Below are 25875 nucleotides of genomic sequence, written 5' to 3' on the forward strand. Positions count from 1 at the left end.
CACCATCCCCGCCCCCTCCTCGCCAATGCTTCGCCCATCCAACCAGATGGGTCTGACATGGACGCGAGGGGCATGCCTGCTGGGACAGCGCGCTCCCGGACCCGAAGAGGCGCGAACTGGTCCGACAGTCGGACCAGTTGGGCGACGTCGCCTCCGGCAGGCGCCTCTGTCCGTGACCCCGGCTTGCCGTCCGCCCATCCCACTGTCGCGGCCCACCACTGCACTCCCAAGACTCGTGTCCTCGCGGACACCGACGGGTCGAGGGACAAGCTCACGAACCCCTGGCGGCCTTCTTCCCTACGAAGGCGTCGCCCGCATGGCGAGCATCGGGCGGTACACCGCCCGGTAGGACCAGGCCAGGAAGAGCTCCGCGGCCAGGAGCATCACCGCCATGCCCAGGCCCGACGGCGCCAGGAAGGCGTGCGTCAGGAAGATGTTCACGATGACCGGCGCGATGATTGCCAGCGCCAGCGGGACGAACCGGTTGGCCAGCAGCAGCAGCCCCGCCACCGTCTCCGTGCCCTTCACCAGCCAGAACAAGAAGCCCGTGGCCTTCATCGCGACGCCGAAGGCCACCGCCGGGTCCGCCGGGTTCAGGTCCTTGGGCGCCGGAATGAACTCCAGGAACCCGTTCAGGCCGAAGACGAAGAACACCAGCCCCATGAACACGCGGGCCGCCGTCGGCAGATGGCGGGCGAAGGACTTCTTCTTCGGGGCGGCCTCCACCCCAGGGGTGGAGGAGGAAAGGGTGGCGTCCATGGCGTGCTCCGTTCAGGTGAAAAGCGCGGGCCTTCTACTCCCACGTCGAATCAAGGCCCCACCAATCGACACGCTTCGCATCTTTATCGGTGCGGCAATCCGCCTACATGGCCGTACGCCCGGGCGCGCAGCCGCACTACCTGGTACGCGGCGCCGCAGAGGAACAGGCCCAGCAGCGTCGCCAAGCCCGCCTGCACCACCGGGGACTGGGGGCTGTCCGCCAGGGGCCTGTCCGCGGGCAGCCGGGTCAGTGTCTCGTTGATGCCCGGCACCAGCAGCACCATGAAGCTGGCGGAGTACGTGAGGGTCCGCACGTACTCCGTGGCGCGGCCGAACACGCCCAGGCCGGGGGCCGCGGCGCCCACCGCCATGAGCAGCAGCGCCACCAGCCCCAGCGCGTGGCCCGGGTTGAAACCGCCCGTGCTCGACAGGCCGAACGACGTCACCACCGATGTCACCATGCTGGCGACGTACGCCTTGCCGACACGGGTGCCCGGGTCGATGCGCCCGTCGCGCACGAAGGCCCAGACGCCGAAGACGATGGGAGGCACGCTCACGAGCGTGTGGATGATGCCCAGGGTGGACAGGGGGTTCGCCATGGAAGGTCTCCGGTGGAGAGAGGGTTTGGAATTCAGGCCAGCAGGTATTCGCGGATCATCACGCGGGCGCGGTGCAGGCGGCTCTTCACCGCCGCCGGTTCCAGCGACAGACGCTCGGCCATCTCCCGGATGGTGAGCGCTTCGAAGTCGCGCAGCACGACGACCTCCAGGTATTGCGGCGGCAGCGATTCCAGCGCGGACGCCATGTCCAGCCGCAGCGAGTCCGGCGTGTGCGCGGACATCCATTGGTCCACGAGCGCTTCCTCGTAGGGGTCCTGCTTCAGCGCCGTGCGGGCCAGGCGGCGGCACTCGCGCTGGACCACCTTGAACATCCACCCGGAGAACGACGCCAGCTTGCGCACGGTGGCCAGGTGGCGGGACATGACCAGCAGGGCCTCCTGGACCGCGTCGTCCACGTCGCTGATGAGGCAGCGCTTCTGCGCGTAGCGCCGCAGGTTCGGCTGGTGCACCTGGAGCAGGTGCACCATCGCGTCGCGGTCACCGGCGTGGGCCGCGAGCAGCAACGCGTCGGGAGTGGTGGTCGAACCCATCGGGCCTGCCTCGTGCGACGGGGAAAATCCCCATTCGCAGGATAGGAGGCAGCCACGGGCCGAATGGATTCGCGGCCCTGCTGATTTTTCTCCAGCCCTCTCCAACCTCCGGAAACAACAGGAGGTTTCAGCGCCAGAGGTTGGTGCGCGCCAGCTCCAGGACCTCGTTGGTGCGGCCATTGAGCAGGGCCTTGATGCCGAACAGGGTGAAGCCGGCGGCCATGGCCACGGTGATGCGCGGTGGCATCACCAGCTCCGCCTTGCTGACCACGGCGTCCACCAGCACGGGCCCCGGCGTCGCGAGCGCCTGCTGGACGGCTTCGTCCACCTGACTCGGGTCCTCCACGCGCAGGCCCTTCATGCCCAGCGCCTCCGCCAGCGCGGCGAAGTTCGTGGGGTGCATCGCGGTGCCCACGTCGAGCATGCCGCCCACCTGCTGCTCCATGGCCACGAAGCCCAGGGAGCTGTTGTTGAACACCACGATCTTGATGGGCAGCTCCAGCTGCACCAGGGTGAGCACGTCCCCCATCAGCATGGTGAAGCCGCCGTCGCCGGAGAAGGAAATGACCTGCCGGTCCGGGAAGGCCTTCTGCGCGCCAATCGCCTGCGCGAGCGCGCTTGCCATGGAACCGTGGTTGAAGGAGCCCACCAGCCGCCGGCCGCCCTTCATGGTCGCGTAGCGCGCGGCCCACACCGTGGGCAGGCCCACGTCGCAGGTGAAGATGGCGTCGTCGGACGCCTGGAGGTCGAACGCGCGCGCCACCTGTGGCGGATGGATGGGCTTCCTCCCCACCGTGCCCTGCCCCAGCGCGTCCAGCTCCTCGCGCGTCTTGCGGTAGTGCTCCAGCGCTCGCTCCAGGTGCTTCGTGTCGCGATTCGCTTCAAGGCGGGGCAGCAGCGCCTGGAGCGTCGGGGCCACGCTGCCCACCACGCCCACGTCCACCCGCGTGCGCTTGCCGATGTTCTCCGGCCGCACGTCCACCTGGATGACGCGCGTGTCCTCGCGGTCCGGGTAGAACTGCCGGTAGGGGAAGTCCGTGCCCAGCATCAGCAGCACGTCGCAATCGATCATCGCCCAGTACCCGGACGCGTAGCCGATGAGCCCCGTGAGCCCCACGAAGTGGGGGTTGTCCTTCTCCACGTGCTCCTTGCCCCGAAGCGCGGAGACGACGGGCGCCTGGAGCCGTCTCGCCAGCTCCACCACCTGCGGCCCCGCGTCCTCGCAGCCCGCGCCGCACAGGAGCGTCACGCGGCCCCCGGCGTTGAGCAGCGCGGCCATCTGCTCCAGCGATGCGGCGGGGGGCATCACCACGGGCGCGGAGAGCCGCAGGGACTCCGGCGTGGGCGGCCGGGCCTCCTCCTCCTTCTGCTGCGCGATGTCGCCGGGAATCACCACCACGGATACGCCGCGCTTGCCCAGCGCGCTGCGGACGGCGATCTCCGCGGTGCGCTGCATCTGGTTGGGGGCGGAGATGAGCTCGCAGTAGTGGCTGCACTCGCGGAAGAGGTTCTCCGGGTGGGTCTCCTGGAAGTAGCCGGTGCCCAGCTCCACGGAGGGAATCTGCGCCGCGATGGCCAGCACCGGCACCCGGCTGCGGTGGCAGTCATAGAGGCCGTTGATGAGGTGGGTGTTGCCGGGGCCGCAGCTGCCCGCGCACACGGCGAGCTTCCCGGTGAGGTGCGCCTCTGCTCCAGCCGCGAAGGCGGCGGCCTCCTCGCTGCGCATGGAGACCCATTCGATGTCGCCGCGCTTGCGCAGCGCCTCGGTGATGGCGTTGAGGCTGTCCCCCACCACCCCGTAGATGCGCTTCACTCCCGCGAGCGCGAGGATTTCCACGAACTGGTCCGCCGCCGTCCTCTTCATGGTCCACCCCAGGCCCCGGGCGCATTCACCCGGGGCGAAGATGTGCACCGTCGCCTGGCCCTGCGACCGGCCGTGCGGCCGGGCCCCGCGCAAGGCTGGTTGCCCGGTGTGGAAGGGGCGTCCGCAGCTCCGCCGTTCGCCGCGCACCATTCGCCGCGCCGTCCGTGTCACTCGCGGCATGGCCCCCGGGAGGGCTCAGGGAAAGCCGCTCAGGACGATCTTGCCCAGCGTGCGGCCCGTCTCCACCGCCGCGTGCGCGCGCCGCAGGTTGGCGGCGGTGAGCGGCCCGAAGTCCTGGGTCATCGTGGTGCGCAGCGTCCCCGCCTCCACCAGGTCCGACACGGTGTCCAGCAGCCGCTGCTGGGAGAGCGGATCCGCGTCGTAGAGAGCGCGCGTGAACATCAGCTCCCAGTGGAGCGCCAGGCTCTTGCGCTTCATCGCGTTCACGTCGAGCGGCGTCTGCGGGTCGTCAATGATGCCCAGCTGGCCGAAGGGCGCCATCAGCTCCACCAGCTGCGCGAAGTGCTGCTCCGTCGCGGTGAGGGCCATCACGTAGCGCACGCCACCCGGCACCAGCGCCTGCACCTGCGCCGCCAGCGGCTGGCGGTGGTCCACCACGTGGTGCGCGCCCAGCTCCCTGCACCACTCCACCGTCTCCGGCCGCGACGCGGTGGCGATGACGGTGAGGTCCGTCAGCTTGCTGGCAAGCTGGATGGCCATGGAACCCACGCCCCCCGCGCCGCCCACCACGAGCAGCGCGTCCTTCGGGGTGCCCGTCTTGCGCTGGGGCACGCCCAGGCGCTCGAACAGCAGCTCCCACGCGGTGATGGAGGTGAGCGGCATCGCCGCGGCCTGGGCGAACGTCAGCCCCTTCGGCTTGCGGCCGACGATGCGCGCGTCCACGACGTGCAGCTCCGAGTCCGTGCCGGGCTTCGCGATGGAGCCCGCGTAGAAGACCTCGTCGCCGGGGCGGAAGCGCTTCACGTCCCGGCCCACCGCCTCCACCACGCCCGCCGCGTCCCAGCCGAGCACTCGCGGCGAGGCTTCCACCTTGTCCTTGGGCGCACGCACCTTCACGTCCACGGGGTTCACCGACACGGCGCGCACGCGCACCAGCAGGTCACCGGGGCCGGGCGTGGGGTCCGGCAGCTCCACGTCGACGAAGGCTTCGGGATGGTCACTGGGGAGGTACTTCGTGAGGGCAACGGCTCGCATGGGGGGCTCCTTTGCGTGCAACATCGTCCCGAAGGTTGAAGCGGACAAGTACGCAGGATTTCCGCCCATACGCACGAAAAGGGAACCATGGCCCGGCACAAGACCTATGACTGCTCCGCGGGGTGTCCCGTGTCCGCGACGCTGGATGTGATTGGGGGCAAGTGGAAGGGGCTCATCCTCTACCACCTGCTGGAAGGCACGCTGCGCTTCGGAGAGCTGCGCAAGCGCATCCCGGACGTCACCCAGCGGATGCTGACGCAGCACCTGCGCGAACTGGAGGAGAGCGGGCTCGTGCACCGGCAGGTGTACGCGGAGGTTCCTCCGCGCGTTGAATACAGCCTCACACCGCAGGGCCAGACGCTGCGCGGCGTGATTGCCGCGCTCAAGTCCTGGGGGGAGACGTACCTGGGCCGGAAGACTCCGCAGCAGGCGGCCCCCAAGCGCCGGCTCGCGGCGGTCGCCGGGCGCTGAGAGAGGAAGCGCCCTACCCCGCCGCGCGCACCAGGCGCAGCACCAGCACGAAGTGCAGCCCCGCGCCCACCAGCGTCATGGCGTGGAACACCTCGTGGTAGCCGAAGACGCCGGGCCGGGGGTTGGGCCGCTTGAAGGCATACGCGAGCGCGCCCAGCGTGTACGCCAACCCGCCAGCGATGATGAGCACGATGGCGGAGGTGCCCAGGGCGCGGAAGACGTCGCCGAAGTACGGCATCATCGTCCAGCCCACGCCAATGGCCAGCGCCGCCGTCACCCACTTGGGCGCGCCCACCCAGAACATCGACTGCAGGATGCCCAGCAGCGCGCCCGCGTAGAGCCAGGCCATCAGCGGGTTGCCCACCTCTGGCGGCAGCCCCAGCAGGATGACCGGCGTGTACGTCCCCGCGATGAGCAGGAAGATGGCCGCGTGGTCCGCCCGGCGCATCCACGCGCGGGCACTCGGCGACCAGTTCACCCGGTGGTACGTCGCGCTGATGGTGAACAACCCCACCAGGCTCAGCGAATACAGCGCGGACGCCAGCACCGTGCGAGGCGTGGGCGCCATCGCCACCAGCACCACGCCCGCCCCCACCGCGAACGCCGCCGCCCACTGGTGCAACACCCCGCGCAGCTTCGGCTTCTCCATTCCCGGCACCGCCGCGCTCACGCGCGCCCCTCGGCGGACTCGGCATCCTTCGAAACGAAGCATTTCATGACGGTGCCGGCTCCACGCTTTACCTACTTGATGGTAGGTTTCGGTCCGGTAAGTTACTGACGGGTAGGTTAGAGGTCAACTTGAAGAAGAGACAGCGGCTGACGGGCGCGGAACGCCGGGTCCAGTTGATGGAGATTGGCCGGTCGGTGTTCGCCGCGAAGGGCTACGAGGCGACTTCGATTGAAGAGGTCGCCCAGCAGGCGGGCGTGTCCAAGCCCATCGTCTACGAGCACTTCGGCGCGAAGGAGGGGCTGTACGCGGCCATCGTGGACCGGGAGCTGGAGGACCTGGTGGCGCGCGTGTCGTCGAGCATCGCGCAGGGCACGCCCCGGCAGCGCTTCGAGGACGCGGTGCTGGCGTTCATGGCCTACGTGAAGGAAGAGCCCGCGGGCTTCGCGGTGCTGACGCGGGACTCGCCCACGGCGGCGGCGCGGCGCGGGCTGACGCGCGTCATCGACGACCTGGCCCACCGCGTGGGCGACGTCTTCCGCAGCGAGTTCGAGCGCGCCGGCTACCCGTCCAAGGTGGCGCCCATCTACGCCAACGCGCTGGTGGGCATGGTGACGCAGGTGGGCCACTGGTGGGCCGCGGAGGGCAAGTCCTTCTCCACGGAGAACGTGGCCCGCCACGTCGCGGCGCTCGGGTGGATGGGCCTCAGACACCTGCCCAAGGACCCCGCCGCGCCCGGCGCGAAGCGCGAACCGAAGCGCCGGGGCTGACGCTACGCCTTCGGAGGCCGGGCCTTGAGCGCCGCCTGGATGCCCTCCAGCGCGGTGGGGTCCTCGATGGTGGTGAGGTCCCCCGGCTCGCGGTCCTCCGCCACCGCCTGGATGCCGCGGCGGAGCAGCTTCCCGGAGCGCGTCTTGGGCAGGTTCGCCACCACGTACACCGCCGCGGGGCGCGCCACGGCCCCCAGCGTCCGGCCCACCGTGTCCATCACCTCGCGCGCGAGCGCGTCACGGTCCTCCTCGCGGTGCAGCCGCGCGGGGTCCCTGGGCACGGCGAAGGCCATCACCACCTGGCCCTTGAGCTCGTCCTTCACGCCCACCACCGCCACCTCCGCGATGGCCGGGTGGCCGCTGATGGCCTCTTCAATCTCCCGAGTCCCCAGCCGGTGGCCCGCCACGTTGATGACGTCATCCGTGCGGCCCAGGATGAAGTAGTCCCCGTCCTCGTCGCGCGTGGCCCAGTCGAAGGTGTTGTAGAGGGGCGTGTCGAAGCTGGAGAAGTACGTGGAGACGAACCTCGCGTCGTCGCCCCACACCGTGGACAGACACCCCGGCGGCAGCGGCGGCTCAATCACCAGCACGCCCTTCTGGTTCGGCGCCGTCACCGCCTCCCCGCTCAGCCCGTCCACCAGCTTCACGCGGTAGCCGTAGATGGCCGCGCCCGGTGAGCCCAGCTTTCGCTTGCGTGGCTCCACTCCGGGGACGGGCCCCAGGATGGGCCAGCCCGTCTCCGTCTGCCAGTAGTTGTCCAGCACCTGCGTGGACGGCAGCGCGTCCGAAATCCACGCGTGCGTGGGCGCATCCAGCGGCTCGCCCGCGAGGAAGAGGTAGCGCAGGCGGGACGTGTCGTGGCGCTTCAGGAACGCCGCGTCCTGCTTCTTCAGGATGCGGATGGCGGTGGGGGACGTGAACATCACGCTCACCCCGTACTGCTCGATGAGCCGCCACCAGACCGCGGCGTCCGGCCGGATGGGCAGGCCCTCGTAGAGCACCGTCGTCATGCCATTCAGCAGCGGGCCATAGACGATGTACGAATGGCCTACCACCCAGCCGATGCCGGAGGCGGTGAACATCGCCTCGCCGGGCTGCCCCGTGTAGATGTGACGCATGGACGCGGCCAGCGCCACCGCATAGCCGCCCGTGTCGCGCTGCACGCCCTTGGGCTTCCCGGTGGTGCCGGACGTGTAGAGGATGTAGCTGGGCTCGGAGGACTCCAGCCACTCCACCGGCACCCGGGCACCTTCGTGCTGAGCGCCCAGCGTGGCGAAGTCCACGTCACGTCCCGCGGTGACAGGGCTGCCGGAGACGAGCCCCCGGTCCAGCACCAGCACGTGCGCGGGCGGGTGCTTCGCGAGCGTCAGGGCCTCATCCACCAGCGGCTTGTAGGGGATGACGCGGCCCGCGCGCATGCCCGCGTCCGCCGTCACCAGCAGCACGGGCTTCGCATCGTCGATGCGCATCGCCAGGCTGTGCGCCGCGAAGCCGCCGAACACCACCGAGTGGATGGCCCCCAGCCGCGTGCACGCGAGCAGCACGAAGAGCGACTCCGGCACCATGGGCATGTAGACGATGACACGGTCGCCCTTCCTCACGCCCAGCGCGCGCAGCATGGCCGCCACCCGGTTCACCTCCGCGTGCAGCCGCGCATAGGTGTACTGGCGGCGCTGGTCCGTTTCGGTGGACTCGAAGACGAGCGCCAGCTGATCCGCGCGGGTGGCCAGGTGGCGGTCCACGGCGTTGTGGCACAGGTTGGTGCGCCCCCCGACGAACCAGCGCGCGAAGGGCGGCCGGGAGGCATCCAGCACCTGGTCGAAGGGCCGCTCCCAGTCGATGAGCCGGGCCTGCTCCGCCCAGAACGCGTCCGGCGCTTCGATGGAGCGGCGGTAGAAGTCCAGATAGCTGTCCATGCGGACGCTCCTTCCAGGGGGATGTCCCCTGACGATAGGGGCGGGCCCGCGCGGGTGGGAAGGACGCCTCCCGTGAAACAGCGTGGGAATAAACGCGGGGCCGGGCGTAACCGCTTCAGCCATTTCCACTGAAGGGGAGTTCACACCATGAAGCGTTTCACGCAGGCCCTGGGGACGTCCGTCGCGCTGGTGCTGCTCGCGGTCCCCGTGGCGTACGCGGGAGCGAAGCAGTCGTACAGCGTGGTCGTCAACACCGCCATCCGCTATGCCGAAGGGGGCATGGGCACGGCGCGCAACAGCGCGGACGTCCTCCAGCGCATCTACTGCCGCACGTCCGCGGACTCCACGGGCAATGAGTCGGTGCGGTGCTACGCCACGAGCGCGGCGAACGTCTCCGCGAGCTGCTACTCGACCCAACCCGCGCACGTGCGCAGCGCGCAGGCCATCGCGGACGCGTCCTTCATCTACTTCACCTGGGATGTGAACGGCATCTGTCAGAGCGTCGACGTGCTCAAGGGTTCGCACCTGGAGCCGAAGGCGCCGTAGTCCCGCTGCGTGCGTCACGCCCTCGGAGCCTTCGATGAAGACCTTCCTCCAGACACTCCTGTCACAGGTCCCGGGCATCGCGCTCGGCATCACCGGGGGCGTGGCGCTGACCTTCGCCACGCTGGAGTCCCGCGTGGAGCACATGCTGGACGCGAAGCTGGAGGCGCAGTCCCGCCAGCTCCAGGGCCTCATCCCGTCACACGCCGCGCCCACGTCCGTCGTGATGCAAGCGCAGGACTCCCGCGAGGAGCTGCGGCTCATCCGCGAACAGCTTGCCGTACTCGCGGCGAAGGCGACCACCACGGCGCCCCCCACGGAGCCCGTGCCGGAGGCGCGTCCTGCCCCCACGCCCGAGCAGGTGGAGGCGGCCTCCCAGGGACAGCAGGTCCTGGCGGACGCCATCACGCGAGGCCGCTGGACGGACGATGATCAACGGCGCTTCCATCAGGCCCTCCGCGCCGGCCCGCGCGAAGAGGTCGACGCGATGGAGCAGCGCCTGTCCCTGGCCATCAACAGCGGTCAGCTCCAGCCGGCGCTGGGCGACGGGCGCTAACGCGCGGCGCAGGTGCGCCCCAGCAGCACGCAGTTCCGGCCACGTGCGAGGATCCGGCCCGGCAGGACCTGGACCGCACGCTGGGGTCTGGCGCGAAGCCGGGGACGGGAGGCTCGGCTACACTTGCAGCATGCACGCCGACACGTCCGCTTCCGCGGTCCTTCCTCCCCGGCTTCCCTCGGGGCTGCCGTGGGTGGGCCAGGGGCTGGAGTACCGGAAGGATCCGCTGGGCTTCTTCCTGCGCTACGCGGACCGGGGCGCCGTGGTGCGGACCCGCTTCGTGGGGACGCCCATCTACCTGCTCAACTCGTCGGAGGCCATCGAGCACGTGCTGGTGAAGAACTTCCGCAACTACCCGAAGGACGCCTTCCAGAAGCGCGCCCTGGAGGCGGTGGTGGGCCAGGGCCTGTTCACCAGCCACGGCGACGTCTGGATGCGGCGGCGGCGGATGATGCAGCCGGCCTTCCACAAGAACCTGCTGGCCGCGCACGGCGGCGTGGCGGTGAAGGCCGCGAACCAATGGCTGGCATCGCGCCGGGAAGGAGAGGCCTTCGACGCGTACCCGGAGATGATGGCGCTGACGCTGGACGTGGTGGCGGGAACGCTCTTCGGCGCGAACCTCTCCGCGCAGGCGCGGGAGCTGGGACGGGCCATGGAGGCGGTGATGCTGCACGCCCAGTTCCTCTTCGACACGCCCATCCCGCTGCCCGCCTGGGTGCCCACGCCGGGACAGCGGCGGTTCAAGGCCGCCCTGCGCTCCCTGCACGCCGTCGTGGACGAAGTAGTGGAGCGCCGCCGGAGGCAGGGAGGCCCCGGAGACGACCTGCTGGGCCTGCTGTTGGAGGCGCAGGCGGAGGACGGCGAGCCCCTGACGGACGCGCAGCTGCGCGACGAATGTCTGACATTGATGATCGCCGGGCATGAGACGACCGCCGCCGCGCTGGCGCTCAGCCTGTGGTTGCTGGCGCGCCACCCGGAGGCGGAAGCCACGCTGCGGCGGGAGCTGGCCACGGTGCTGGGAGGCCGCGAGCCCACGGTGGCGGACCTGCCATCGCTGCCGTACTGCGAGCAGGTGGTGAAGGAGTCCCTGCGTCTGTATCCGCCCGCGTGGGGCATGAGCCGGGTGGCGGAGACGGACGACCGGATGGACGGCGTCCACGTCCCCGCCGGGACGGTGGTCGCGTGGTCCCAGTGGGCGCTGCACCGGGACGCGCGCCACTTCCCGGAACCGGAGGCCTTCCGTCCCGAGCGCTGGGCGGACGGCCTGGAGCGGCGCATCCCGCGCTTCGCGTACTGTCCGTTCGGAGGAGGGCCCCGGCTCTGCATCGGCGCGGGCTCCGCGCTGATGGTGATCCGCCTGGTGCTGGCCACGGTGCTCCAGCGCTTCCACTTCGAAGCCGCCCCGGGACCCGCACCGGAGGTCCTTCCCGCCATCACCCTGCGCCCGAAGAGCGGCATCCCGCTCACGCCGCGTGCGGTGTAGCGCCCGTTTGAGCTGCATGGATTTGAAGTCTTCTCACCGCTCAACACTTCACGCGGCTGGGCCCCGGGGGCAGACGAATTTCCGGGCCCGGACGCTTCCGGTTCTCACGGGCCGGATCCACCGTTGGGGGTGAGGAGTCACACACCCCATGGATGCGGACGGCACATCGGAGTTGGGAGCCGCGAAGGTTCCCCTCGTGTCCAACCAGAAGCAGCAGCGCACGCGGCGCACGCCCCGGAAGCTGAAGCCCTCACGGCTGCAGGCCGTGGACTTCCGCTCCGTGGAGGAGCGCATGGACGCCGGCCGAGCCCTGCGCAAGCGCTGTCCCCGGAGCAGCCACGCGGCGTGGAAGCCCTTCCGGGGACGCGACCCGCTGGCACAGCTCAAGGAGTCCGACGCCACGCGGCTGCCGTGGCTGGTGCCCGTGCGCCATGAGCGCATGTCGGAGTCTCCGTTCGCCTTCCTGCGCGGCACGCCCTTCGTCATGGCGCGCGACCTGGCCCACACGCCACACAGCGGCCTGCGCAGCCAGATTTGCGGCGACGCGCACCTGGCCAACTTCGGCCTGTTCGGCACGCCCGAGCGCAACCTCGTCTTCGACCTCAACGACTTCGACGAGACGCTGCCCGGCCCCTTCGAATGGGACGTGAAGCGCCTGGCCGCGAGCTTCGTCATGGCGGCGAAGCAGAACGGCCTGGGTGCCCGCTGCGGCAAGAAGGCCGCGCGCAAGGCCGTGGAGTCCTACCGGCTCACCCTGCGCGAGCTGACCACGAAGAGCCTGCTGGAGGTCTGGTCGCTCCACGTGGACGCGCGGGAGCTGAAGCGCTCCGACTCCGAGGACACGGCGAAGCTCGCCGCGGAGGCGGTGGAGAAGGCGAAGCGCCACACCAGCGCGCACGCGGTGGAGAAGCTCACCGTGGAGCGCAACGGCCAGCGGCACCTGGCCTACCAGCCGCCCCTGCTCTTCCCGCTCACGGCGGTGAAGATGGACGTGTCGCCCACGGAGCTGGAGCGGCGCATCAAGCGGCTCACGGTGGGGTACCTCGCGTCACTGGACGGCGCGGTGAGGGATTTGTGTCTGCGCTACCAGCGCAAGGAGTGGGGCTTCAAGGTCGTGGGCGTGGGCAGCGTGGGATTGCAGGCCTACGTCGTGCTGTGTGAGGGCAACGGCGGGGAGGACCCGCTGGTGTTGCAGCTCAAGGAGGCGAAGGCGTCCGTGCTGGAGCCCTACCTGGGCCCCAGCGAGTTCCACAGCGCGGGCGAGCGCGTGGTGGTGGGCCAGCGGCGCATGCAGGCCTTCTCCGACCTGTTCCTCGGCTGGACGGAGGTGGAGGGCATGGGCGCCTTCTACGTGCGCCAGCTGCGCGACATGAAGGGTTCGCTGGACGCGGAGAAGATGGACGCGCCCGTGTTCCAGGACTACGCGGACGCCTGTGGTGCGACGCTGGCCCGCGCCCACGCACGCACGGGGGATGCCGCGCTCATCGCCGGCTACCTGGGCAGCAACGGCCACTTCGATGAAGCCATCGCGGAGTTCGCCTGCGCCTATGCGGATCAGGTGGAGTCGGACTACGGGAACTTCATCGACGCGCAGGCGAAGGCGCTGGAAGCCCTGACGCACTGAGCGGTTCCGTTGAAGTTGTGGTTCCCCAAGGCCAGGATGCCGCGCCTCCTGATTTCCCGGGAGGCGTCCGCAGGGGATTCCATGAGGCTGGCCGGAGCCGTCACGCTGCTGCTGCTCGCGACGGGGTGTGCGACCTCCCGCGTGGTCCATCTCGATACCGGGAACGGTCAGCGGGTGGTCCACGAATCGGTGGAGGTGGCTCCGGTCCAGGTGGGCGAGGACGCGTTCACGTCCGCCCTTACGCAGCTCATCCTGGACATGCGCCTGGACGTTGCGTTCCGGGAGGCGGATGCGCGAGGACGGGTGCGCTCCAGGACGCTGCTCGCCTCCTCGGAGGGACTGGCGGACTCTGGCTCAGGGAGCTCACCTGAGTCGTTGTACGCGCGCCTCTGTCCTGCCTCGGATGACTGCTTGTCCCTGGTGGGCGGGACGGGGCTGACGTTCTCGCGCAAGGACCGCACGCTCATGGCCTTGTCCTTCGCGCTCGACAGCGTGTGGGAAGGCGTCGAGGCCGAGGTTGGCAAGCTGCTGAACCCGGCGGCGCTCAAGGCCATGGTGACGTCGGCCGCGCTGAGCGTGCTTCTCACCATGACGCTGCCCGAGCCTGTCACCAAGGCCATCGCGGTGGCGCTGACGGCCGCCCTGGTGGCCTACTTGGGCATCGTGCCGGTCTGGGAGATGGGCCGAGGTTTCGTCCGGCTTTGGGATGACGCGGGGACGGCGACGAGCGTCATGGAATTGCAGGACATCGGTCATCGCTTCGGCAAGGTGCTCGGAACGAATGGTACGCGCGTCCTGGTGCTGCTCGTCACGGCGGCGCTTGGCGGAAGGAGCGCGATGGCGGCCCAGGGGCCCAAGCTCCCGGGCTTTCCCCAGGCCGCGCTCCGAGCAGAGGCGGAGGCAGGCTTTCAGCTCGGGTCGGCAATGAGCGGCGGCGTGACTTCCATCGCGCTGCCTGCGGCTGGAGTGCTCAACGCCGCGCTGGCTCCCGGCGCAGCGGCTGCACTCGCGATGTACTCGAACAACCAGATTCCAGGTGACGCCGAGGGGCCGGTTCATCACATCTGCACGAACAAGAACCTGGTTTCGGCTGTGTCCGGAGGGCCTTGGACGCCACTATGCGAGAAGATTTTCAAGAAGGCCGGCATGACGCTTGAGGGCGCTGCCAACAAGGTCCGCCTCAATGGCCATGAAGGACCTCACCCCGAGCTGTATCACAAGAAGGTGGTGAGCCGGCTACAGGACGCTGTCAGTCGCTGCAGGACAACTGAGACCTGTCGGGCAAAACTGATGGAGGAGCTTGCAACGATTGCCAATGAACTCCTGATGCAAGGCTCTGAGTTGCGAAGCTTCATTGTCAAGGTGGAGGGGTGAGATGGAGGCTCGATTCTATTGGGTTGAAATGGCGGATGTACCCCAGTGGCTCATTTCAACTCCGGAACCGGCATCTGGTGGCACGTTCGAGGAGCCTTGGATGTTCGCGGACGGTCGCGTCCTTCCAGACCCTGGACCCATCAGGGCCGAGATCTCCCATCCGGGTGAAAAACGAACGTTTGTGTTCTCCGTGATAGAGAAAGCCCCCATCGTCAGCGAAGCCGTTGCGAACGTCTTCAGGACTTTCACTCCAGATGATGTGCAACTCTTCCCAGTCTCGATAGAGGGCGAAGCCGAGCCGTACTTCGTCGTCAATGCGACCAGGGTGGTGGATTGCATTGACGAAGCGAAGTGTCGGGAAGTGCAGCACTACCCCGTGGGCGAGTTCCCTGAATTCGAAGGGGAATACCGCTGGATCTACGGCCTGCGAATCGACCCCGCGAAGACCGGGGGCGCGCAGGTCCTGCGGCCCAGGAAGTTCAAGACCGCGTTCCTTGTCTCCGAGGAGGTCAAGGCCGCCCTTGAGCAAGTGGGCAACCTGGGAGTGTCGTTCGAGCGCGTGACGGGTCCGCAGGAGCCATGGCCCCCTCCGCTCGCTCATTGAGAAAACGGCGTTGCCGGATGCACAGCCGCTCGTCCTGAAGTCTGCCATTGATTGACGGACGCGAGGGTCGGGCACAGTTATTCCCTGCCCTCCGGCTGTAATTATTCACAACCCCCGTAACCCCCACCTACCCGCGCGGGCTGGTGGAACCCGTCCCGCTGTCGCCGGAGGAGGGGCGGTGTCCACCCTCGTGCGCGAAAGCCCAATCCATGACGACCCGTACGAACTGGCTGTCCGCCGCCGTCCTGACCGTGGCCCTCTACGTCGCGCCGGCCTCCGCGCAATCCCAGCAGTGCGTGGACACCCACTCCACCGAAGCCGTGGCCATCACGGCCGTCACCACCGCGGTGAACGCGGCGCAGGCCGCGGCGGCCACCACGCGGGAGGCCCTCACGACGCTGAACCTGTTCAGCCTCCTCGCTGCCACCCAGCAGAACACCTCCGCGCTCCTGGCGCTCGCCCAGGCCGAAGCGGCGGTGGCGCTGCTGGCGCCCTCGGCCCTGACCACGGACCTCCGCGGTCCGCTCGCCACGGCCACCTCCGGCGTCAGCGCCCTGCGGGATGCCTCCACCGCGCTGCTGGCGGGGAACCCCGGAGCCGCGCAGCAGGCCTTCACCGTGGCGCTCGGGCAGGTGGAATCAGCGGTGGGCATGGCCCGCTCGCTGCCTCCGCTCTGCCGGTAACGCAAGGGGGCGCTTCAGCCCGCCATCCGCGTCCAGTCGTCCTCGTGGAGGAAGAGCCTCACGCCCAGGCGCACGCAGACGTCCGCGTGCGCCTGGGCGCTTCGAGTCGGGACCGGGCGTCAGCGCGCTCCTCCTGATGCCGGGTCCGCGATGGTCCGCGTCCGTGCGTGCACCGGCGACGCCGCGCGCATCGCGGGATGCCTGGGCACCAGCGGCCACCCGGCGCGCGTCCAACTCCGCGATGCGCGCATCCCCGAGGTCGAGCTCCGCCACGCCTGCTGTCAGTGGTCTGGCATCCCCTTCACGCAGACCCAATCCGGCAAAGGGTTCCGTTGAAGTTGTGGCTCCCCAAGACCAGGATGCCGCGCCTCCTGATTTTCCGGGAGGCGTCCGCAGGGGATTCCATGAGGCTGGCCAGGGCGGTCTCACTGCTGCTGCTCGCGACAGGGTGTGCGACCTCCCGCGTTGTCCATCTCGATACCGGGAACGGTCAGCGGGTGGTCCACGCGCCGGTGGAGGTTGCCCCCGTCCAAGTGGGCGAGGACGCGTTCACGTCCGCCCTCACGCAGCTCATCCTGGACCTGCGCCTGGACGTTGCCTTCCGGGAGACGGAAGCAGCGGATGCGCGAGGGTGGGTGCGCTCCAGGACGCTGCTCGCCTCCTCGGGCGGCCTCGCGGACTCCGGCTCGGGGAGCTCACCTGAGTCGTTGTACGCGCGCCTCTGTCCCGCCGCGGATGACTGCTTGTCCCTGGTGGGAGGGACGGGGCTGACGTTCTCGCGCAAGGACCGCACGCTCATGGCCTTGTCCTTCGCGCTCGATGGCGTGTGGCAGGGCGTCGAGGCCGAGGTTGGCAAGCTGCTGAACCCCGCGGCGCTCAAGGCCATGGTGACGTCCGCCGCGCTGAGCGTCCTTCTCACCATGACGCTGCCCGAGCCGGTCACCAAGGCCATCGCCGTGGCGCTGACGGCCGCCCTGGTGGCCTACCTGGGCATCGTGCCCGTCTGGGAGATGGGCCGAGGTTTCGTCCGGCTTTGGAACGACGCAGGGACGGCGACGAGCGTCATGGAGTTGCAGGACATCGGTCATCGCTTCGGAAAGGTGCTCGGAACGAATGGCACGCGCGTCCTGGTGCTGCTCGTCACGGCGGCGCTTGGCGGAAGGAGCGCGATGGCGGCCCAGGGGCCCAAGCTCCCGGGCTTCCCCCAGGCCGCGCTCCGAGGACAGGCCGAGGCGGGGTTTCCACTCGGGGCGGCGCTGAACGGTGGCGTGACGTCCATCGCGCTGCCTGCCGCGGGTGTGCTCAACGTCGCGCTCGCACCGGGGGCCGCCGCGGCTCTCGCGATGTACTCGAACGGCCAGATTCCAGGTGACGCCGACGGGCCGGTTCACCACATCTGCACGAACAAGAACCTGGTTTCGGCTGCTACAGGCGGTCCTTGGACGCCAGCGTGTGAGGAAATCTTCGAGAAGGCCGGCATGACGCTCGAGGACGTTGCAAACAAGGTGCGACTCAATGGCCATGAAGGGCCTCACCCTGAGTTCTATCACAGCCAGGTCGTGAATCGGCTGCAAGCGGCCGTAAGGACTTGCAGAACCACGGAGGCCTGTCGTGCGAAGCTGCTGAATGAGCTCGCCAATATCGCAAGTGAATTGCTTACACCGGGCTCGGAGTTGCGCGGCTACATCGTGAGGTAGGAGGGTGGAAGTGGAACGGAACTTCTATTGGGTGAACATTGCCGATGTACCTCAGTGGTACATCACGACGCCTGTGCCAGCGTCCGGCGGAGCGTTCGATGAGCCGTGGATGTTCGGAGAGGGAAACCCTCTTCCAGACCCTGGGCCCACCAAGGCTCGGGTCAGAAACCCAGGTCAGAAACGCGCCCTTGTGTTCGCAGGGGTGGAACGCTCGCCCATCGGCACTGAAGCGGCCGCGAACGTTTTCAGGACGCACGCTCCCAACGATGTTCAACTGTTCCCAATCACCGTTGAAGGCGAATCCGCGCGATACTTCATTATCAACGCAACAAAGACAGTCGATTGCATCGACGAAGCGAAGTGCCGAGAAGTGCAGCACCACACTGAAAACGACCCTTTTCCTGAACATGCAGGGGAGTACCGCTGGATCTACGGCCTGCGAATCGACCCCTCGAAGGTCGGGGGCGCGCATGTCTTCCGTCCCAGGAAGTTCAAGACCGCGTTCATTGTCTCCGAGGAGATCAAGGCCGCCCTCGAAGCGGTGGGGAACCTGGGCGTGTCGTTCGAGCGCGTGACGGGTCCGCGCAGCGCTCACCCTGAGTGAGAAGTCCTCCACGGGCCAGCGGGCAGCGGGAAACAATGGCACCACATCGTCGAGCAGACGCCCGGGAACGTGCAGCGCTTTGGGCCCGATGCGCTTCACAATACCGAGAATGTCATCGCAATCGACGAGCAACTCCACAAGCTGGTCAGCTCATACTACTCGTCCAGACAGGCTGTCTCCGGAGGGCAGATCGTCCGGGAGTGGCTGCGGACGCACTCCTACGAGCAGCAGCGCGCATTTGGACTGCAAACCTTGAAGGATTTCGGAGCCATCCCATGAAAGCACGTGACCTCAAGGTGCTAGGGACAGAGGAGTTGATCGCGCGTTTTCGCGAGGCTTCAGCCAGGCACGGGCGCCTGCTGAATGCGCGCGACACTCGGGCTGCGAACAAGGACTACCTTCTCGCGGCAGCCGTCAGGAAAGAGCTGCGTACCCGTGGGCCTGATGCGGAGAAACGTCTGCTGGTATTACTGAACGATCCGGAGCCAGGGACGCGGTATTGGGCCGCGACGGCCGCCTTGGGCTTCGCTCCCAGCGAGGCAGAACGTGCGCTTGCCCTGTTGGCGGAGCCGCCGCCAACGCTGCTGAGTGTGAGTGCGACGATGACCCTGCGCGCATGGAAGAACGGAACGCTTCCCCTGGAAGAGTAGAACCGCTTCAGCCCGCCATCCGCGTCCAGTCGTCCTCGTGGAGGAAGAGCCTCACGCCCAGGCGTTCGCGGACGTCCGCGTGCGCCTGGGCGCTTCGAGTCGGGACCAGGGGTCAGCACAAGCACGCCCATGCGCGCACCGGCAACGCCGCGCGCATCGCGGGATGCCTGGGCACCAACGCCCCCGGCGCGCGCCCAGCTCCGCGATGCGCGCATCCCCGAGGTGGAGTTTCACCACGCCTGCTGTCCGGGGTCTGGCATCCCCTTCACGCAGACCCCAGCCGGGGAAGGGTTCCGTTGAAGTTGTGGCGCCCCAAGGCCAGGATGCCGCGCCTCCTGATCTTCCGGGGGCGCCCTCGGGGACTCCATGAGCTGGGTTGTAGCCGTTCCTCTGCTGCTGCTCGCGACAGGGTGTGCGACCTCCCGCGTCGTCCATCTTGATACCGGCAACGGTCAGCGGGTTGTCCACGAGCCGGTGGAGGTCACCCCGGTCCACGTGGGCGAGGACGCGTTCACGTCCGCCCTCACGCAGCTCATCCTGGACCTGCGCATGGACGTTGTGTTCCGGGAGGCGGACGCGGCGGATGCACGAGGGTGGGTGCGCTCCAGGACGCTGCTCGCCTCTTCGGAGGGATTGGCGGACTCCGGATCGGGAAGCACCCCTGAGTCGTTGTACGCGCGCCTCTGTCCCGCCGCGGATGATTGCTTGTCCCTGGTGGGCGGGACGGGGCTGACGTTCTCGCGCAAGGACCGCACGCTCATGGCCTTGTCCTTCGCGCTCGACAGCGTGTGGGAAGGCGTCGAGGCCGAGGTTGGCAAGCTGCTGAACCCCGCGGCGCTCAAGGCCATGGTGACGTCCGCCGCGCTGAGCGTCCTTCTCACCATGACGCTGCCCGAGCCGGTCACCAAGGCCATCGCCGTGGCGCTGACGGCCGCCCTGGTGGCCTACCTGGGCATCGTGCCCGTCTGGGAGATGGGCCGAGGTTTCGTCCGGCTTTGGGACGACGCAGGGACGGCAACGAGCGTCATGGAGTTGCAGGACATCGGTCATCGCTTCGGAAAGGTGCTCGGAACGAATGGCACGCGCGTCCTGGTGCTGCTCGTCACGGCGGCGCTTGGCGGAAGGAGCGCGATGGCGGCCCAGGGGCCCAAGCTCCCGGGCTTCCCCCAGGCCGCGCTCCGAGGACAGGCCGAGGCGGGGTTTCCACTCGGGGCGGCGCTGAACGGTGGCGTGACGTCCATCGCGCTGCCTGCCGCAGGTGTGCTCAACGTCGCGCTCGCACCGGGGGCCGCCGCGGCTCTCGCGATGTACTCGAACGGCCAGATTCCAGGTGACGCCGACGGGCCGGTTCACCACATCTGCACGAACAAGAACCTGGTCTCCGCTGTGTCCGGAGGGCCTTGGACGCCATTGTGCGAAGAAGTCTTTGCCCGGGCCGGGCTGTCCTTGGACGATGTCGCCAACAAAGTGCGTCTAGATGGACATCAGGGGCCACATCCGCGCGAATACCATGAAGCGGTGTTGCGGAGACTGAATGACGCGCTAGGAAAATGCAGGACCCAAGACACGTGCCGAGGACGATTGGTCGAGGAGCTTGCGAAGATCGCAGACGACCTCCTGACGCCGGATTCCGCGCTTCGGCGCCTGATTTCTCCGAGAGAGGGCTAGTGAATGTCTGATGACAATTACTATGACATAGGGATTGCGGATGTTCCTCAGTGGGTCCTGGAGTTGCCTGCTCCGGCATCTGGCGGTGAGCTGGATGACCCCTGGATGTTTGGGGACGGAAGGCGCCTGCCAGACCCCGGCCCCCTCACGAGCAGACCATTCCGTGAGGGGCCACAGCGCTCCTTCTCGGTGGCGAACTCGGGGAGAACCCCTGTCGCGGATGAGCAGGTTGCGAATCTCTTTCGCAAGCTGGCACCAGATGACGTCCAGACATTCCCCATCGAGGTTGAAGGGGCAGGCAAGAACCTCTATGTCATCAACGCAACCAGGTGTTTCCAATGTGTTGATGAAGAGAACTCCAAGGAGGTGCAAATCTATCCTCCAGATGGAGTTGCGCCGGAGAGAGCCGGAACGTACCGCGCCATCCACGGTCTGCGTATCGACCCTGCCAAGACAGAAGGAGCCCGGGTCTTCCGGATACACGGCTACACCTCCGCGCTCATCGTCTCAGAGGAGATCAAGAGTGCGCTTGAGGAGGTGGGGAACCTGGGAGTGTCGTTCGAGCGCGTGACGGGGCCGCGCAGCGCGCACCCTGAGTGAGAAGCGCTCCACGGGCCAGAGGGCCTGAAGTGCTTCTCTTGGGGATGGCCGTCCCTGAACGGCCGCTGCTACCATGACCGGGATTGTCCCGGAGCGGCCCCTGCATGCCTCAACCCGCTCCCCTTCGCTCCGGGCGCCTCTACAGAATGCCGTCATGAGTAAGCCGAACCACTCCTCCTTCATCGGAACAGTTCGCGAACTCGCCAGATCTCCGGGAAGAGATCATGAGTGTCATCATCGACGCACTCGATGCGCATACGCTGATGAGCAAGCAGGCATTGGACTCCGAGAGCGTCCGGAATGGCATCAAGGACATCCTGCTCAACCACACGATGCTGTAGGAAGCCCTGCGGTCCAAAGGAGCAAGCGCCAAGTGACGGCCGTCGGCGGTGAGCCCGTCTCCTTCTGCGATTGGAGCTCCTGATGCGGCTTCCATGGATGTTGCTGTGCCTTCTGTGGGCGTGGGTCGGGTGCGGCGGTGCGGCCAAGGTCGTCCGGCTCGACACGGGACGCGGTGCGCCTGTCGTCCAGGTGCCTCGCGCGGATGGAACCGCCGGGCGCGTCACGCTGGATACGGAGGCGCTGAAGGATGCCGTGGCTCGGCTGGCGCGGGACATCCGTTTGTCGCCGCATGCCCAGGAAGCCGCCCGGCGCCTGTTCGAGGTGGAGCCCCGGAGCGGTTCGTACCTGGTGGATGTGAAGCGCCGCCGCATCACGCCGCTCGGCCCGGGTGAGCACCTGTCCGCCGAGCCGTCGCGGCCCGACGTGGAGCTGACCCGCGCCTACTTGCGCTGGTGCGCGCGGACCGGACGGGCCGGTGACTGTCTGGGGCTGCTGAAAGAGAGCGCGGTCATCACGGGGGACGCGCGATTCGCCCTGGCGCTCGCGCTCGCGAAGGGGGCGGTGTTGGACGAATTGTGGGACGCCGTGAAGGACATGGCGAATCCCGAGGCGCTGATGCAGGCCGCGCTCTGGACCGCGGCCACCTACGCGCTGCTCTGGACCGTGCCAGAGCCCGCGACGAAGGGCGTGGCAGCAGTGCTCACGGCGGCGCTCATTGTCTATGTGGGCATCGACACGTTCTGGGCACTCATCCAGGGCTTCCGGCACCTCATGGCCGAGTCGGACACAGCGCTGACGTTCGACGAACTGCGCGGGGCGGGGGAACGCTTCGGGAAGGTGATGGGCCGGCAGGCGGCACGAGCCTTTGTAATGCTGGCGACGGCGGCAATCGGAAGCACGGGCGCGACGCTTGGTGCGAGGCTTCCGGGCCTGCCAGGGGCAGCCCAGGCCGCGGTCCGGGCCGAGGCGGAAGCCGGCGTGGTCTACGCAGCCGTGGGACAGGTCGAGACGGTCGCCATCGTCGCGGACGGCTTCACGGTCGGTCTCGCGCCGGGTGCCGTGGCCATGTCATCGAGTGGAACGCGCGGCGGAGGGAGCGCTTCTTCCGGATACAAGGCGTGGCAGACACACCGGGGCATGACGAAGGCACGAGGGAGCGCGGGCCCGAACAAGGAGTGGCACCACATCGTCGAGCAGACCGAAGGGAACGTTCGTCATTTCGGGCCCGAAGCAATTCACAACACCGAGAATGTCATCGCCTTGGATAAGTCGATCCACGACATGGTCAGCGCGTTCTATTCAAGGAAGTACCCGCTCCTCACTCGTTCACGCGTCCTGACCATTCGAGAGTGGCTGAGCACGCAGCCGTACGCAGCCCAACGCGATTTCGGCATGCTCGCCATTGAAAACATCAAGAAGGGAATCTGGCGATGACTCTAGAGGGATGGGTCAGGGAGTTTGCCGAGAATGTCGCGGCCCAGACGGATGCGATCTTCCAGGTGGGTGCAGACCCCGAGGATGAGCACGGCGACCGATACATCACGGCTTTTGAAGAACTCCGTGCCCGAGGTAATGAAGGAAGAGAGGCGCTTTGCATCCTCCTGAAACACCCCAGGATGGACGTGAGGGCCACGGCTGCTGCCTTCCTGCTCCGTTACCGCACCGCCGAGGCCAGAGCGGTGCTGGAGGAGGCTGCAAAAGGAGAAGGGCTCGTTGCCTTCGGCGCCCAGCAGACGTTGAAAGGGTGGGAAGAAGGCATCTGGGACTTGGATCCGGAATAGCGGAGGGACCTCCCGTGAACCCTTCCCCTTGACGGGCGCCGCGCTCGCCACCTCTCCCATGAAGACAAAGGACCTCAAGACGCTGACGCTGGAAGAGTTGATCGTACGTTTTCGCGAGCTTTCAGCGAAACATGGTCAGTTGTTGAACGCGCTCAATACTCGCGCCGCCAACAAGGAGTACAAGCACGCAGCCGCCGTCAGGAGAGAGTTGCAAACGCGCGGGGCTGAGGCGGAGGCGGCCTTGCTGGCTTTGCTCTCCGCCCCCGAGGAAGGGACGAGGTATTGGGCGGCGACGGCAGCCTTGCGGTTCGCCCCCAGTGAGGCAGAGGCGGCGCTCTCCTCGTTGTCTACGCCCGCGTCGAGCCTGATGGGGCTCAGTGCGGCCATGACCCTTGATGCATGGAAGAACGGAACGCTTCCCCTGGAAGAGTAGAACCGCTTCAGCCCGCCATCCGCGTCCAGTCGTCCTCGTGGAGGAAGAGCCTCACGCCCAGGCGTTCGCAGACCTCCGCGTGCGCCTGGGCGGCGGGGCCTCCCACCCAGAGGGGCAGCCCCTGGGGCAGGGCGTCCCGGATTCGCGTGAGCACGTCCTCGAACACCGTGGCGCCCCGGTTCGTCACCGCAGACAGGCCCACCACGTCTGGCTTTGCCCGCGCCACCATCTCACCCAGGTCCTGCACCGGCACGCGCTGCCCCAACAGCGACACGCGCAGCCCCGCGTGGCGCAGCCGCAGCGTCACGCCCAGGAGGCCAATCTCGTGCTCCTCCTCCGGGAAACACGCCAGCACCGCGTGCTTGCGCCCACCTCGGGGCGCACTGTGCAGCAGGCTCACCAGCCGCTCGCGCACCACCTGTGTCACCAGGTGCTCCTGCGCCACCGTGAGGGTTCCCGCGTGCCAGCGCTCGCCCACCTCGCGCTGCACCGGCACCAGCACGTCCTCGAAGGCCTTCAGCGGAGGCAGCGCCGCCATCACCTCGTCCAGGACTCGCGCGACGCGGGGTTGGTCATACGCCTCCGCCGCGGCCATCACCGCCGCGCGCCATGCCTCCGGCTGCCCCCCGGACCGCGCCTCCATCCCGTCGAAGACCGGCAGGGATGGCACGTCCAGCTCCGCGCGCAGTTGGGGCAGGAGCTTCGCCGCCTCGCTGATGGCCACGCCCTCGTCCGTCAGCGCCTTGAGCCGCTTGAGCAGGGCCACGTCGCGGTCGGTGTAGACGCGGTAGCCCGCGGGCGTGCGCTCGGGCACGAGCACCCCGTAGCGGCGCTCCCAGGCCCGGATGAGCTCCACGCGGACCCCCGACAGCTCCGCGGCGATGTGGATGCGATAGGTGCGCTCAGCCATGGTGTGCGTGCTTCATGGTCGGTTCTGCGCGTTGCGCGCCTGTTGCCAGACGGCGATGAGCTCCTCCGCGGACTCTGCGTACTGCGCGCCCAGCGTGAAGAGTGTCTTCAGATGCTCCCTCGCGCCCGGACCCCCTACCACCACCGGCACGGGCGCGCACGCCTGCATCGCCTCGGACAACACCTCGACGAAGTCCTCCGCATCCCGGCGGCGGATGAATGACAGCGCCACCACGTCCGGGCGCAGCTGCATGCACGCTCCCTGCAGCGCCTCGGCGGGCGTGTCCGCGCCCAGCAGCGTCACCCGCCATCCCCGGGCCTTGAGATGCACGCCCAGCGCCAGCAGTCCGCCCTCGTGGTGGTCCCCTTCTGGACAGGCCAGGAGCCCCCGGGGCCCGTCACCCACGCGCTCCATCCCCGACAGCAGCATGCGCAGCCGCTGCCGCACCAGCGCGGAGGCCAGGTGCTCGCGCGCCACGTCCAGGCGGGAGGCCATCTCGCGCAGGAGCGGGAGGAGGACGGTGTCGCAGGAGGTGATGGCGTCCAGGCCCACCTGGGCCTCGGACAGGACGGCGTCCGCGGCTTCCGCGTCCAGCACCATCACCGCCGCCCAGAAGCGCTCCATGCGCCGCACCGCGGGAGGGACGGCCCGCGGGGAATCCTCGCGCACCTGGGCGATGGCCTCGCTCACCGAGAGGCCCTCCTCCATCAGCTTCGCCACCCGGCGGACGGCCTCCACCTCGTCGCGTGAATAGACGCGGTAGTTGTTCTCGCTGCGCTCCGGGCGCGGGAAGCCGTAGCGGCGCTCCCACGCGCGCAGCGTGGCCTCGCGGATGCCGGTGAGCCGGGCGATGGTGCGGATGCGCAGGCTCATGGGCCCAGGCCTCGCGCGCGGTCCCAGCGCTCCGCCACGCCGCGCGCTCCGGCCACCCGCTGCGTGAAGCCCTCCAGGCTCGTGGCCTCGGACACCCGCCGCACCACCGCCTCCAGCCCGGTCTGGAAGCGCGCGAGCGGTCCGGCCTCATGCGGCGTGCCGACCTCCAGCAACACGTCCGGCCGCTCGTGCTCGAAGAAGGCGTAGCGGATGGCGACGGGAAGGCATTCCGCCTTCGCCGCGCGGGACAGCAGCTCCACGCCGCGCTCCAGCTTCAGCGGGTGGACGCCGAAGGGCCGGTGCTCCCCTTCCGGAAAGACACACACCGCGGCGCGCGGCTTGCGCAGCAGCTCCTTCGCGTACCGCAGCGAGGACAGGGACGACATCGCGTCCTGCTTGCGGATGCTGAACGCGCCCATCTTCGTGTGGAAGGGATAGCGGCGCAGGTTCTCCTCGTCCATGAGGCAGTAGCCGTCCCAGCCCGCCACCTGGCAGAGCTGGTGCAGCACGAAGCCGTCCCACCAGTTGGAGTGGTTCAGGTAGACGAGCCGGCCCACGCCGTCGCCAGGCAGCTCGCCGCGCACCCACAGGCCCCGGAACGTCGAGCGGACCTTCCACCCGATGTACCGGTCCACCGC

At 68.4% G+C, this 25875-nt stretch carries 27 protein-coding genes and 1 pseudogene; 18 read left to right on the forward strand and 10 right to left on the reverse strand.

What is annotated here, in order from left to right; all coding sequences use genetic code 11:
- Nucleotides 1-297: 297 nt before the first annotated feature.
- The 5 genes from D7W81_RS23135 to D7W81_RS23155 form a co-directional block, all read right to left on the reverse strand.
- Entirely contained in the window at nt 298-759 is a 462-nt protein-coding gene (locus D7W81_RS23135) for a DoxX family membrane protein (protein WP_120557570.1), read from the reverse strand.
- An 83-nt stretch (nt 760-842) separates the two neighbouring features.
- The gene (locus tag D7W81_RS23140) at nt 843-1358 is read right to left on the reverse strand and encodes a hypothetical protein (protein WP_120557571.1); all 516 of its coding nucleotides are present in this window, start codon (nt 1356-1358) and stop codon (nt 843-845) included.
- A 32-nt stretch (nt 1359-1390) separates the two neighbouring features.
- Entirely contained in the window at nt 1391-1909 is a 519-nt protein-coding gene (locus tag D7W81_RS23145; RefSeq protein ID WP_120557572.1) for an RNA polymerase sigma factor, read from the reverse strand.
- A 127-nt stretch (nt 1910-2036) separates the two neighbouring features.
- Complete coding sequence (gene poxB, locus D7W81_RS23150; protein WP_120557573.1) at nt 2037-3773, reverse strand: ubiquinone-dependent pyruvate dehydrogenase; 1737 nt, start codon at nt 3771-3773, stop codon at nt 2037-2039.
- A gap of 195 nt (nt 3774-3968) precedes the next feature.
- Nucleotides 3969-4988, reverse strand: coding sequence for a zinc-binding alcohol dehydrogenase family protein (locus D7W81_RS23155; RefSeq protein WP_120557574.1), 1020 nt, complete (start codon nt 4986-4988; stop codon nt 3969-3971).
- 87 nt (nt 4989-5075) lie between these two features.
- Between D7W81_RS23155 and D7W81_RS23160 the strand changes: the two genes are divergently transcribed.
- A complete protein-coding gene (locus D7W81_RS23160) occupies nt 5076-5459 on the forward strand; it encodes a winged helix-turn-helix transcriptional regulator (protein WP_120557575.1) in 384 nt (127 codons plus the stop codon).
- A gap of 13 nt (nt 5460-5472) precedes the next feature.
- Here D7W81_RS23160 and trhA read toward each other — a convergent pair whose 3' ends face one another.
- A complete protein-coding gene (trhA, locus tag D7W81_RS23165) occupies nt 5473-6108 on the reverse strand; it encodes a PAQR family membrane homeostasis protein TrhA (RefSeq protein WP_120557593.1) in 636 nt (211 codons plus the stop codon).
- Nucleotides 6109-6257: 149 nt separating this feature from the next.
- On the opposite strand from trhA, the gene D7W81_RS23170 reads away from it, so the two are divergent.
- Nucleotides 6258-6896, forward strand: coding sequence for a TetR/AcrR family transcriptional regulator (locus D7W81_RS23170; protein WP_244227372.1), 639 nt, complete (start codon nt 6258-6260; stop codon nt 6894-6896).
- A 2-nt stretch (nt 6897-6898) separates the two neighbouring features.
- Here D7W81_RS23170 and D7W81_RS23175 read toward each other — a convergent pair whose 3' ends face one another.
- A complete protein-coding gene (locus tag D7W81_RS23175; protein WP_120557576.1) occupies nt 6899-8812 on the reverse strand; it encodes a propionate--CoA ligase in 1914 nt (637 codons plus the stop codon).
- A gap of 147 nt (nt 8813-8959) precedes the next feature.
- Here D7W81_RS23175 and D7W81_RS23180 point away from each other — a divergent pair, with 147 nt between their 5' ends.
- The 16 genes and pseudogenes from D7W81_RS23180 (at nt 8960) to D7W81_RS23255 (ending at nt 23454) form a co-directional block, all read left to right on the forward strand.
- Nucleotides 8960-9358 (forward strand): hypothetical protein, encoded by a 399-nt coding sequence (locus tag D7W81_RS23180; RefSeq protein ID WP_120557577.1) that lies wholly within the window; start codon nt 8960-8962, stop codon nt 9356-9358.
- A 34-nt stretch (nt 9359-9392) separates the two neighbouring features.
- Nucleotides 9393-9911 (forward strand): hypothetical protein, encoded by a 519-nt coding sequence (locus tag D7W81_RS42465; protein WP_158621664.1) that lies wholly within the window; start codon nt 9393-9395, stop codon nt 9909-9911.
- A gap of 130 nt (nt 9912-10041) precedes the next feature.
- Entirely contained in the window at nt 10042-11394 is a 1353-nt protein-coding gene (locus D7W81_RS23185) for a cytochrome P450 (RefSeq protein ID WP_158621665.1), read from the forward strand.
- Between the two features lie 148 nt (nt 11395-11542).
- Complete coding sequence (locus D7W81_RS23190; RefSeq protein WP_120557579.1) at nt 11543-13018, forward strand: DUF2252 domain-containing protein; 1476 nt, start codon at nt 11543-11545, stop codon at nt 13016-13018.
- Between the two features lie 81 nt (nt 13019-13099).
- Nucleotides 13100-14392, forward strand: coding sequence for an AHH domain-containing protein (locus tag D7W81_RS23195; RefSeq protein ID WP_120557595.1), 1293 nt, complete (start codon nt 13100-13102; stop codon nt 14390-14392).
- A 1-nt stretch (nt 14393) separates the two neighbouring features.
- Nucleotides 14394-14996: an imm11 family protein gene (locus D7W81_RS23200; RefSeq protein WP_208721428.1), complete on the forward strand. Its 603-nt coding sequence runs from the start codon at nt 14394-14396 to the stop codon at nt 14994-14996.
- Between the two features lie 209 nt (nt 14997-15205).
- On the forward strand, nt 15206-15679 hold the full coding sequence (locus D7W81_RS23205) for a hypothetical protein (protein WP_120557581.1): 474 nt from the start codon (nt 15206-15208) through the stop codon (nt 15677-15679).
- 404 nt (nt 15680-16083) lie between these two features.
- A complete protein-coding gene (locus tag D7W81_RS23215; protein ID WP_120557596.1) occupies nt 16084-17376 on the forward strand; it encodes an AHH domain-containing protein in 1293 nt (430 codons plus the stop codon).
- Between the two features lie 10 nt (nt 17377-17386).
- Nucleotides 17387-17980, forward strand: coding sequence for an imm11 family protein (locus D7W81_RS23220; protein WP_208721430.1), 594 nt, complete (start codon nt 17387-17389; stop codon nt 17978-17980).
- A gap of 12 nt (nt 17981-17992) precedes the next feature.
- A pseudogene (locus tag D7W81_RS44610) lies at nt 17993-18259 on the forward strand (SitA5 family polymorphic toxin); the annotation flags it as partial.
- Entirely contained in the window at nt 18256-18630 is a 375-nt protein-coding gene (locus tag D7W81_RS23230; protein WP_120557584.1) for a DUF2019 domain-containing protein, read from the forward strand. The pseudogene D7W81_RS44610 and the gene D7W81_RS23230, both read left to right, overlap by 4 nt.
- A 366-nt stretch (nt 18631-18996) precedes the next feature.
- On the forward strand, nt 18997-20298 hold the full coding sequence (locus D7W81_RS23235) for an AHH domain-containing protein (protein WP_120557585.1): 1302 nt from the start codon (nt 18997-18999) through the stop codon (nt 20296-20298).
- Between the two features lie 3 nt (nt 20299-20301).
- On the forward strand, nt 20302-20898 hold the full coding sequence (locus tag D7W81_RS23240) for an imm11 family protein (protein ID WP_120557586.1): 597 nt from the start codon (nt 20302-20304) through the stop codon (nt 20896-20898).
- 423 nt (nt 20899-21321) lie between these two features.
- On the forward strand, nt 21322-22674 hold the full coding sequence (gene sitA5, locus D7W81_RS23245) for a SitA5 family polymorphic toxin (RefSeq protein WP_120557587.1): 1353 nt from the start codon (nt 21322-21324) through the stop codon (nt 22672-22674).
- A complete protein-coding gene (locus D7W81_RS23250; protein ID WP_120557588.1) occupies nt 22671-23021 on the forward strand; it encodes a DUF2019 domain-containing protein in 351 nt (116 codons plus the stop codon). Before sitA5 ends, D7W81_RS23250 begins: the two co-directional genes overlap by 4 nt.
- 58 nt (nt 23022-23079) lie before the next feature.
- Nucleotides 23080-23454, forward strand: a complete 375-nt coding sequence (locus D7W81_RS23255; protein WP_158621666.1) for a DUF2019 domain-containing protein — start codon at nt 23080-23082, stop codon at nt 23452-23454.
- Between the two features lie 7 nt (nt 23455-23461).
- Here D7W81_RS23255 and D7W81_RS23260 read toward each other — a convergent pair whose 3' ends face one another.
- The 3 genes from D7W81_RS23260 to D7W81_RS23270 all read right to left on the reverse strand — a co-directional run.
- Entirely contained in the window at nt 23462-24364 is a 903-nt protein-coding gene (locus D7W81_RS23260) for a MerR family transcriptional regulator (RefSeq protein ID WP_120557590.1), read from the reverse strand.
- Nucleotides 24365-24376: 12 nt separating this feature from the next.
- A complete protein-coding gene (locus D7W81_RS23265; protein WP_120557591.1) occupies nt 24377-25237 on the reverse strand; it encodes a MerR family transcriptional regulator in 861 nt (286 codons plus the stop codon).
- Nucleotides 25234-25875 (reverse strand): lysophospholipid acyltransferase family protein (locus tag D7W81_RS23270; RefSeq protein WP_244227373.1); only part of this gene is annotated, 642 nt, incomplete at its 5' end. The genes D7W81_RS23265 and D7W81_RS23270, both read right to left, overlap by 4 nt.

It is taken from the genome of Corallococcus aberystwythensis, from assembly GCF_003612165.1.
Classification (GTDB): Bacteria; Myxococcota; Myxococcia; order Myxococcales; family Myxococcaceae; genus Corallococcus; species Corallococcus aberystwythensis.

Bases quoted from the DNA above. Each gene is read 5' to 3' on its own strand.
- D7W81_RS23250 (WP_120557588.1), top strand. From the start codon at position 22,671: ATGACTCTAGAGGGATGGGTCAGGGAGTTTGCCGAGAATGTCGCGGCC.
- D7W81_RS23240 (WP_120557586.1), top strand. From the start codon at position 20,302: ATGTCTGATGACAATTACTATGACATAGGGATTGCGGATGTTCCTCAG.
- D7W81_RS23200 (WP_208721428.1), top strand. From the start codon at position 14,394: ATGGAGGCTCGATTCTATTGGGTTGAAATGGCGGATGTACCCCAGTGG.
- D7W81_RS23195 (WP_120557595.1), top strand. From the start codon at position 13,100: ATGAGGCTGGCCGGAGCCGTCACGCTGCTGCTGCTCGCGACGGGGTGT.
- trhA (WP_120557593.1), bottom strand. From the start codon at position 6,108: ATGGAGAAGCCGAAGCTGCGCGGGGTGTTGCACCAGTGGGCGGCGGCG.
- D7W81_RS23175 (WP_120557576.1), bottom strand. From the start codon at position 8,812: ATGGACAGCTATCTGGACTTCTACCGCCGCTCCATCGAAGCGCCGGAC.
- D7W81_RS23190 (WP_120557579.1), top strand. From the start codon at position 11,543: ATGGATGCGGACGGCACATCGGAGTTGGGAGCCGCGAAGGTTCCCCTC.
- D7W81_RS23205 (WP_120557581.1), top strand. From the start codon at position 15,206: ATGACGACCCGTACGAACTGGCTGTCCGCCGCCGTCCTGACCGTGGCC.
- D7W81_RS23155 (WP_120557574.1), bottom strand. From the start codon at position 4,988: ATGCGAGCCGTTGCCCTCACGAAGTACCTCCCCAGTGACCATCCCGAA.
- sitA5 (WP_120557587.1), top strand. From the start codon at position 21,322: ATGCGGCTTCCATGGATGTTGCTGTGCCTTCTGTGGGCGTGGGTCGGG.
- D7W81_RS23215 (WP_120557596.1), top strand. From the start codon at position 16,084: ATGAGGCTGGCCAGGGCGGTCTCACTGCTGCTGCTCGCGACAGGGTGT.
- D7W81_RS23265 (WP_120557591.1), bottom strand. From the start codon at position 25,237: ATGAGCCTGCGCATCCGCACCATCGCCCGGCTCACCGGCATCCGCGAG.
- D7W81_RS23185 (WP_158621665.1), top strand. From the start codon at position 10,042: ATGCACGCCGACACGTCCGCTTCCGCGGTCCTTCCTCCCCGGCTTCCC.
- poxB (WP_120557573.1), bottom strand. From the start codon at position 3,773: ATGAAGAGGACGGCGGCGGACCAGTTCGTGGAAATCCTCGCGCTCGCG.
- D7W81_RS23145 (WP_120557572.1), bottom strand. From the start codon at position 1,909: ATGGGTTCGACCACCACTCCCGACGCGTTGCTGCTCGCGGCCCACGCC.
- D7W81_RS23230 (WP_120557584.1), top strand. From the start codon at position 18,256: ATGAAAGCACGTGACCTCAAGGTGCTAGGGACAGAGGAGTTGATCGCG.
- D7W81_RS23135 (WP_120557570.1), bottom strand. From the start codon at position 759: ATGGACGCCACCCTTTCCTCCTCCACCCCTGGGGTGGAGGCCGCCCCG.
- D7W81_RS23260 (WP_120557590.1), bottom strand. From the start codon at position 24,364: ATGGCTGAGCGCACCTATCGCATCCACATCGCCGCGGAGCTGTCGGGG.
- D7W81_RS23180 (WP_120557577.1), top strand. From the start codon at position 8,960: ATGAAGCGTTTCACGCAGGCCCTGGGGACGTCCGTCGCGCTGGTGCTG.
- D7W81_RS23235 (WP_120557585.1), top strand. From the start codon at position 18,997: ATGAGCTGGGTTGTAGCCGTTCCTCTGCTGCTGCTCGCGACAGGGTGT.
- D7W81_RS23140 (WP_120557571.1), bottom strand. From the start codon at position 1,358: ATGGCGAACCCCCTGTCCACCCTGGGCATCATCCACACGCTCGTGAGC.
- D7W81_RS42465 (WP_158621664.1), top strand. From the start codon at position 9,393: ATGAAGACCTTCCTCCAGACACTCCTGTCACAGGTCCCGGGCATCGCG.
- D7W81_RS23255 (WP_158621666.1), top strand. From the start codon at position 23,080: ATGAAGACAAAGGACCTCAAGACGCTGACGCTGGAAGAGTTGATCGTA.
- D7W81_RS23160 (WP_120557575.1), top strand. From the start codon at position 5,076: ATGGCCCGGCACAAGACCTATGACTGCTCCGCGGGGTGTCCCGTGTCC.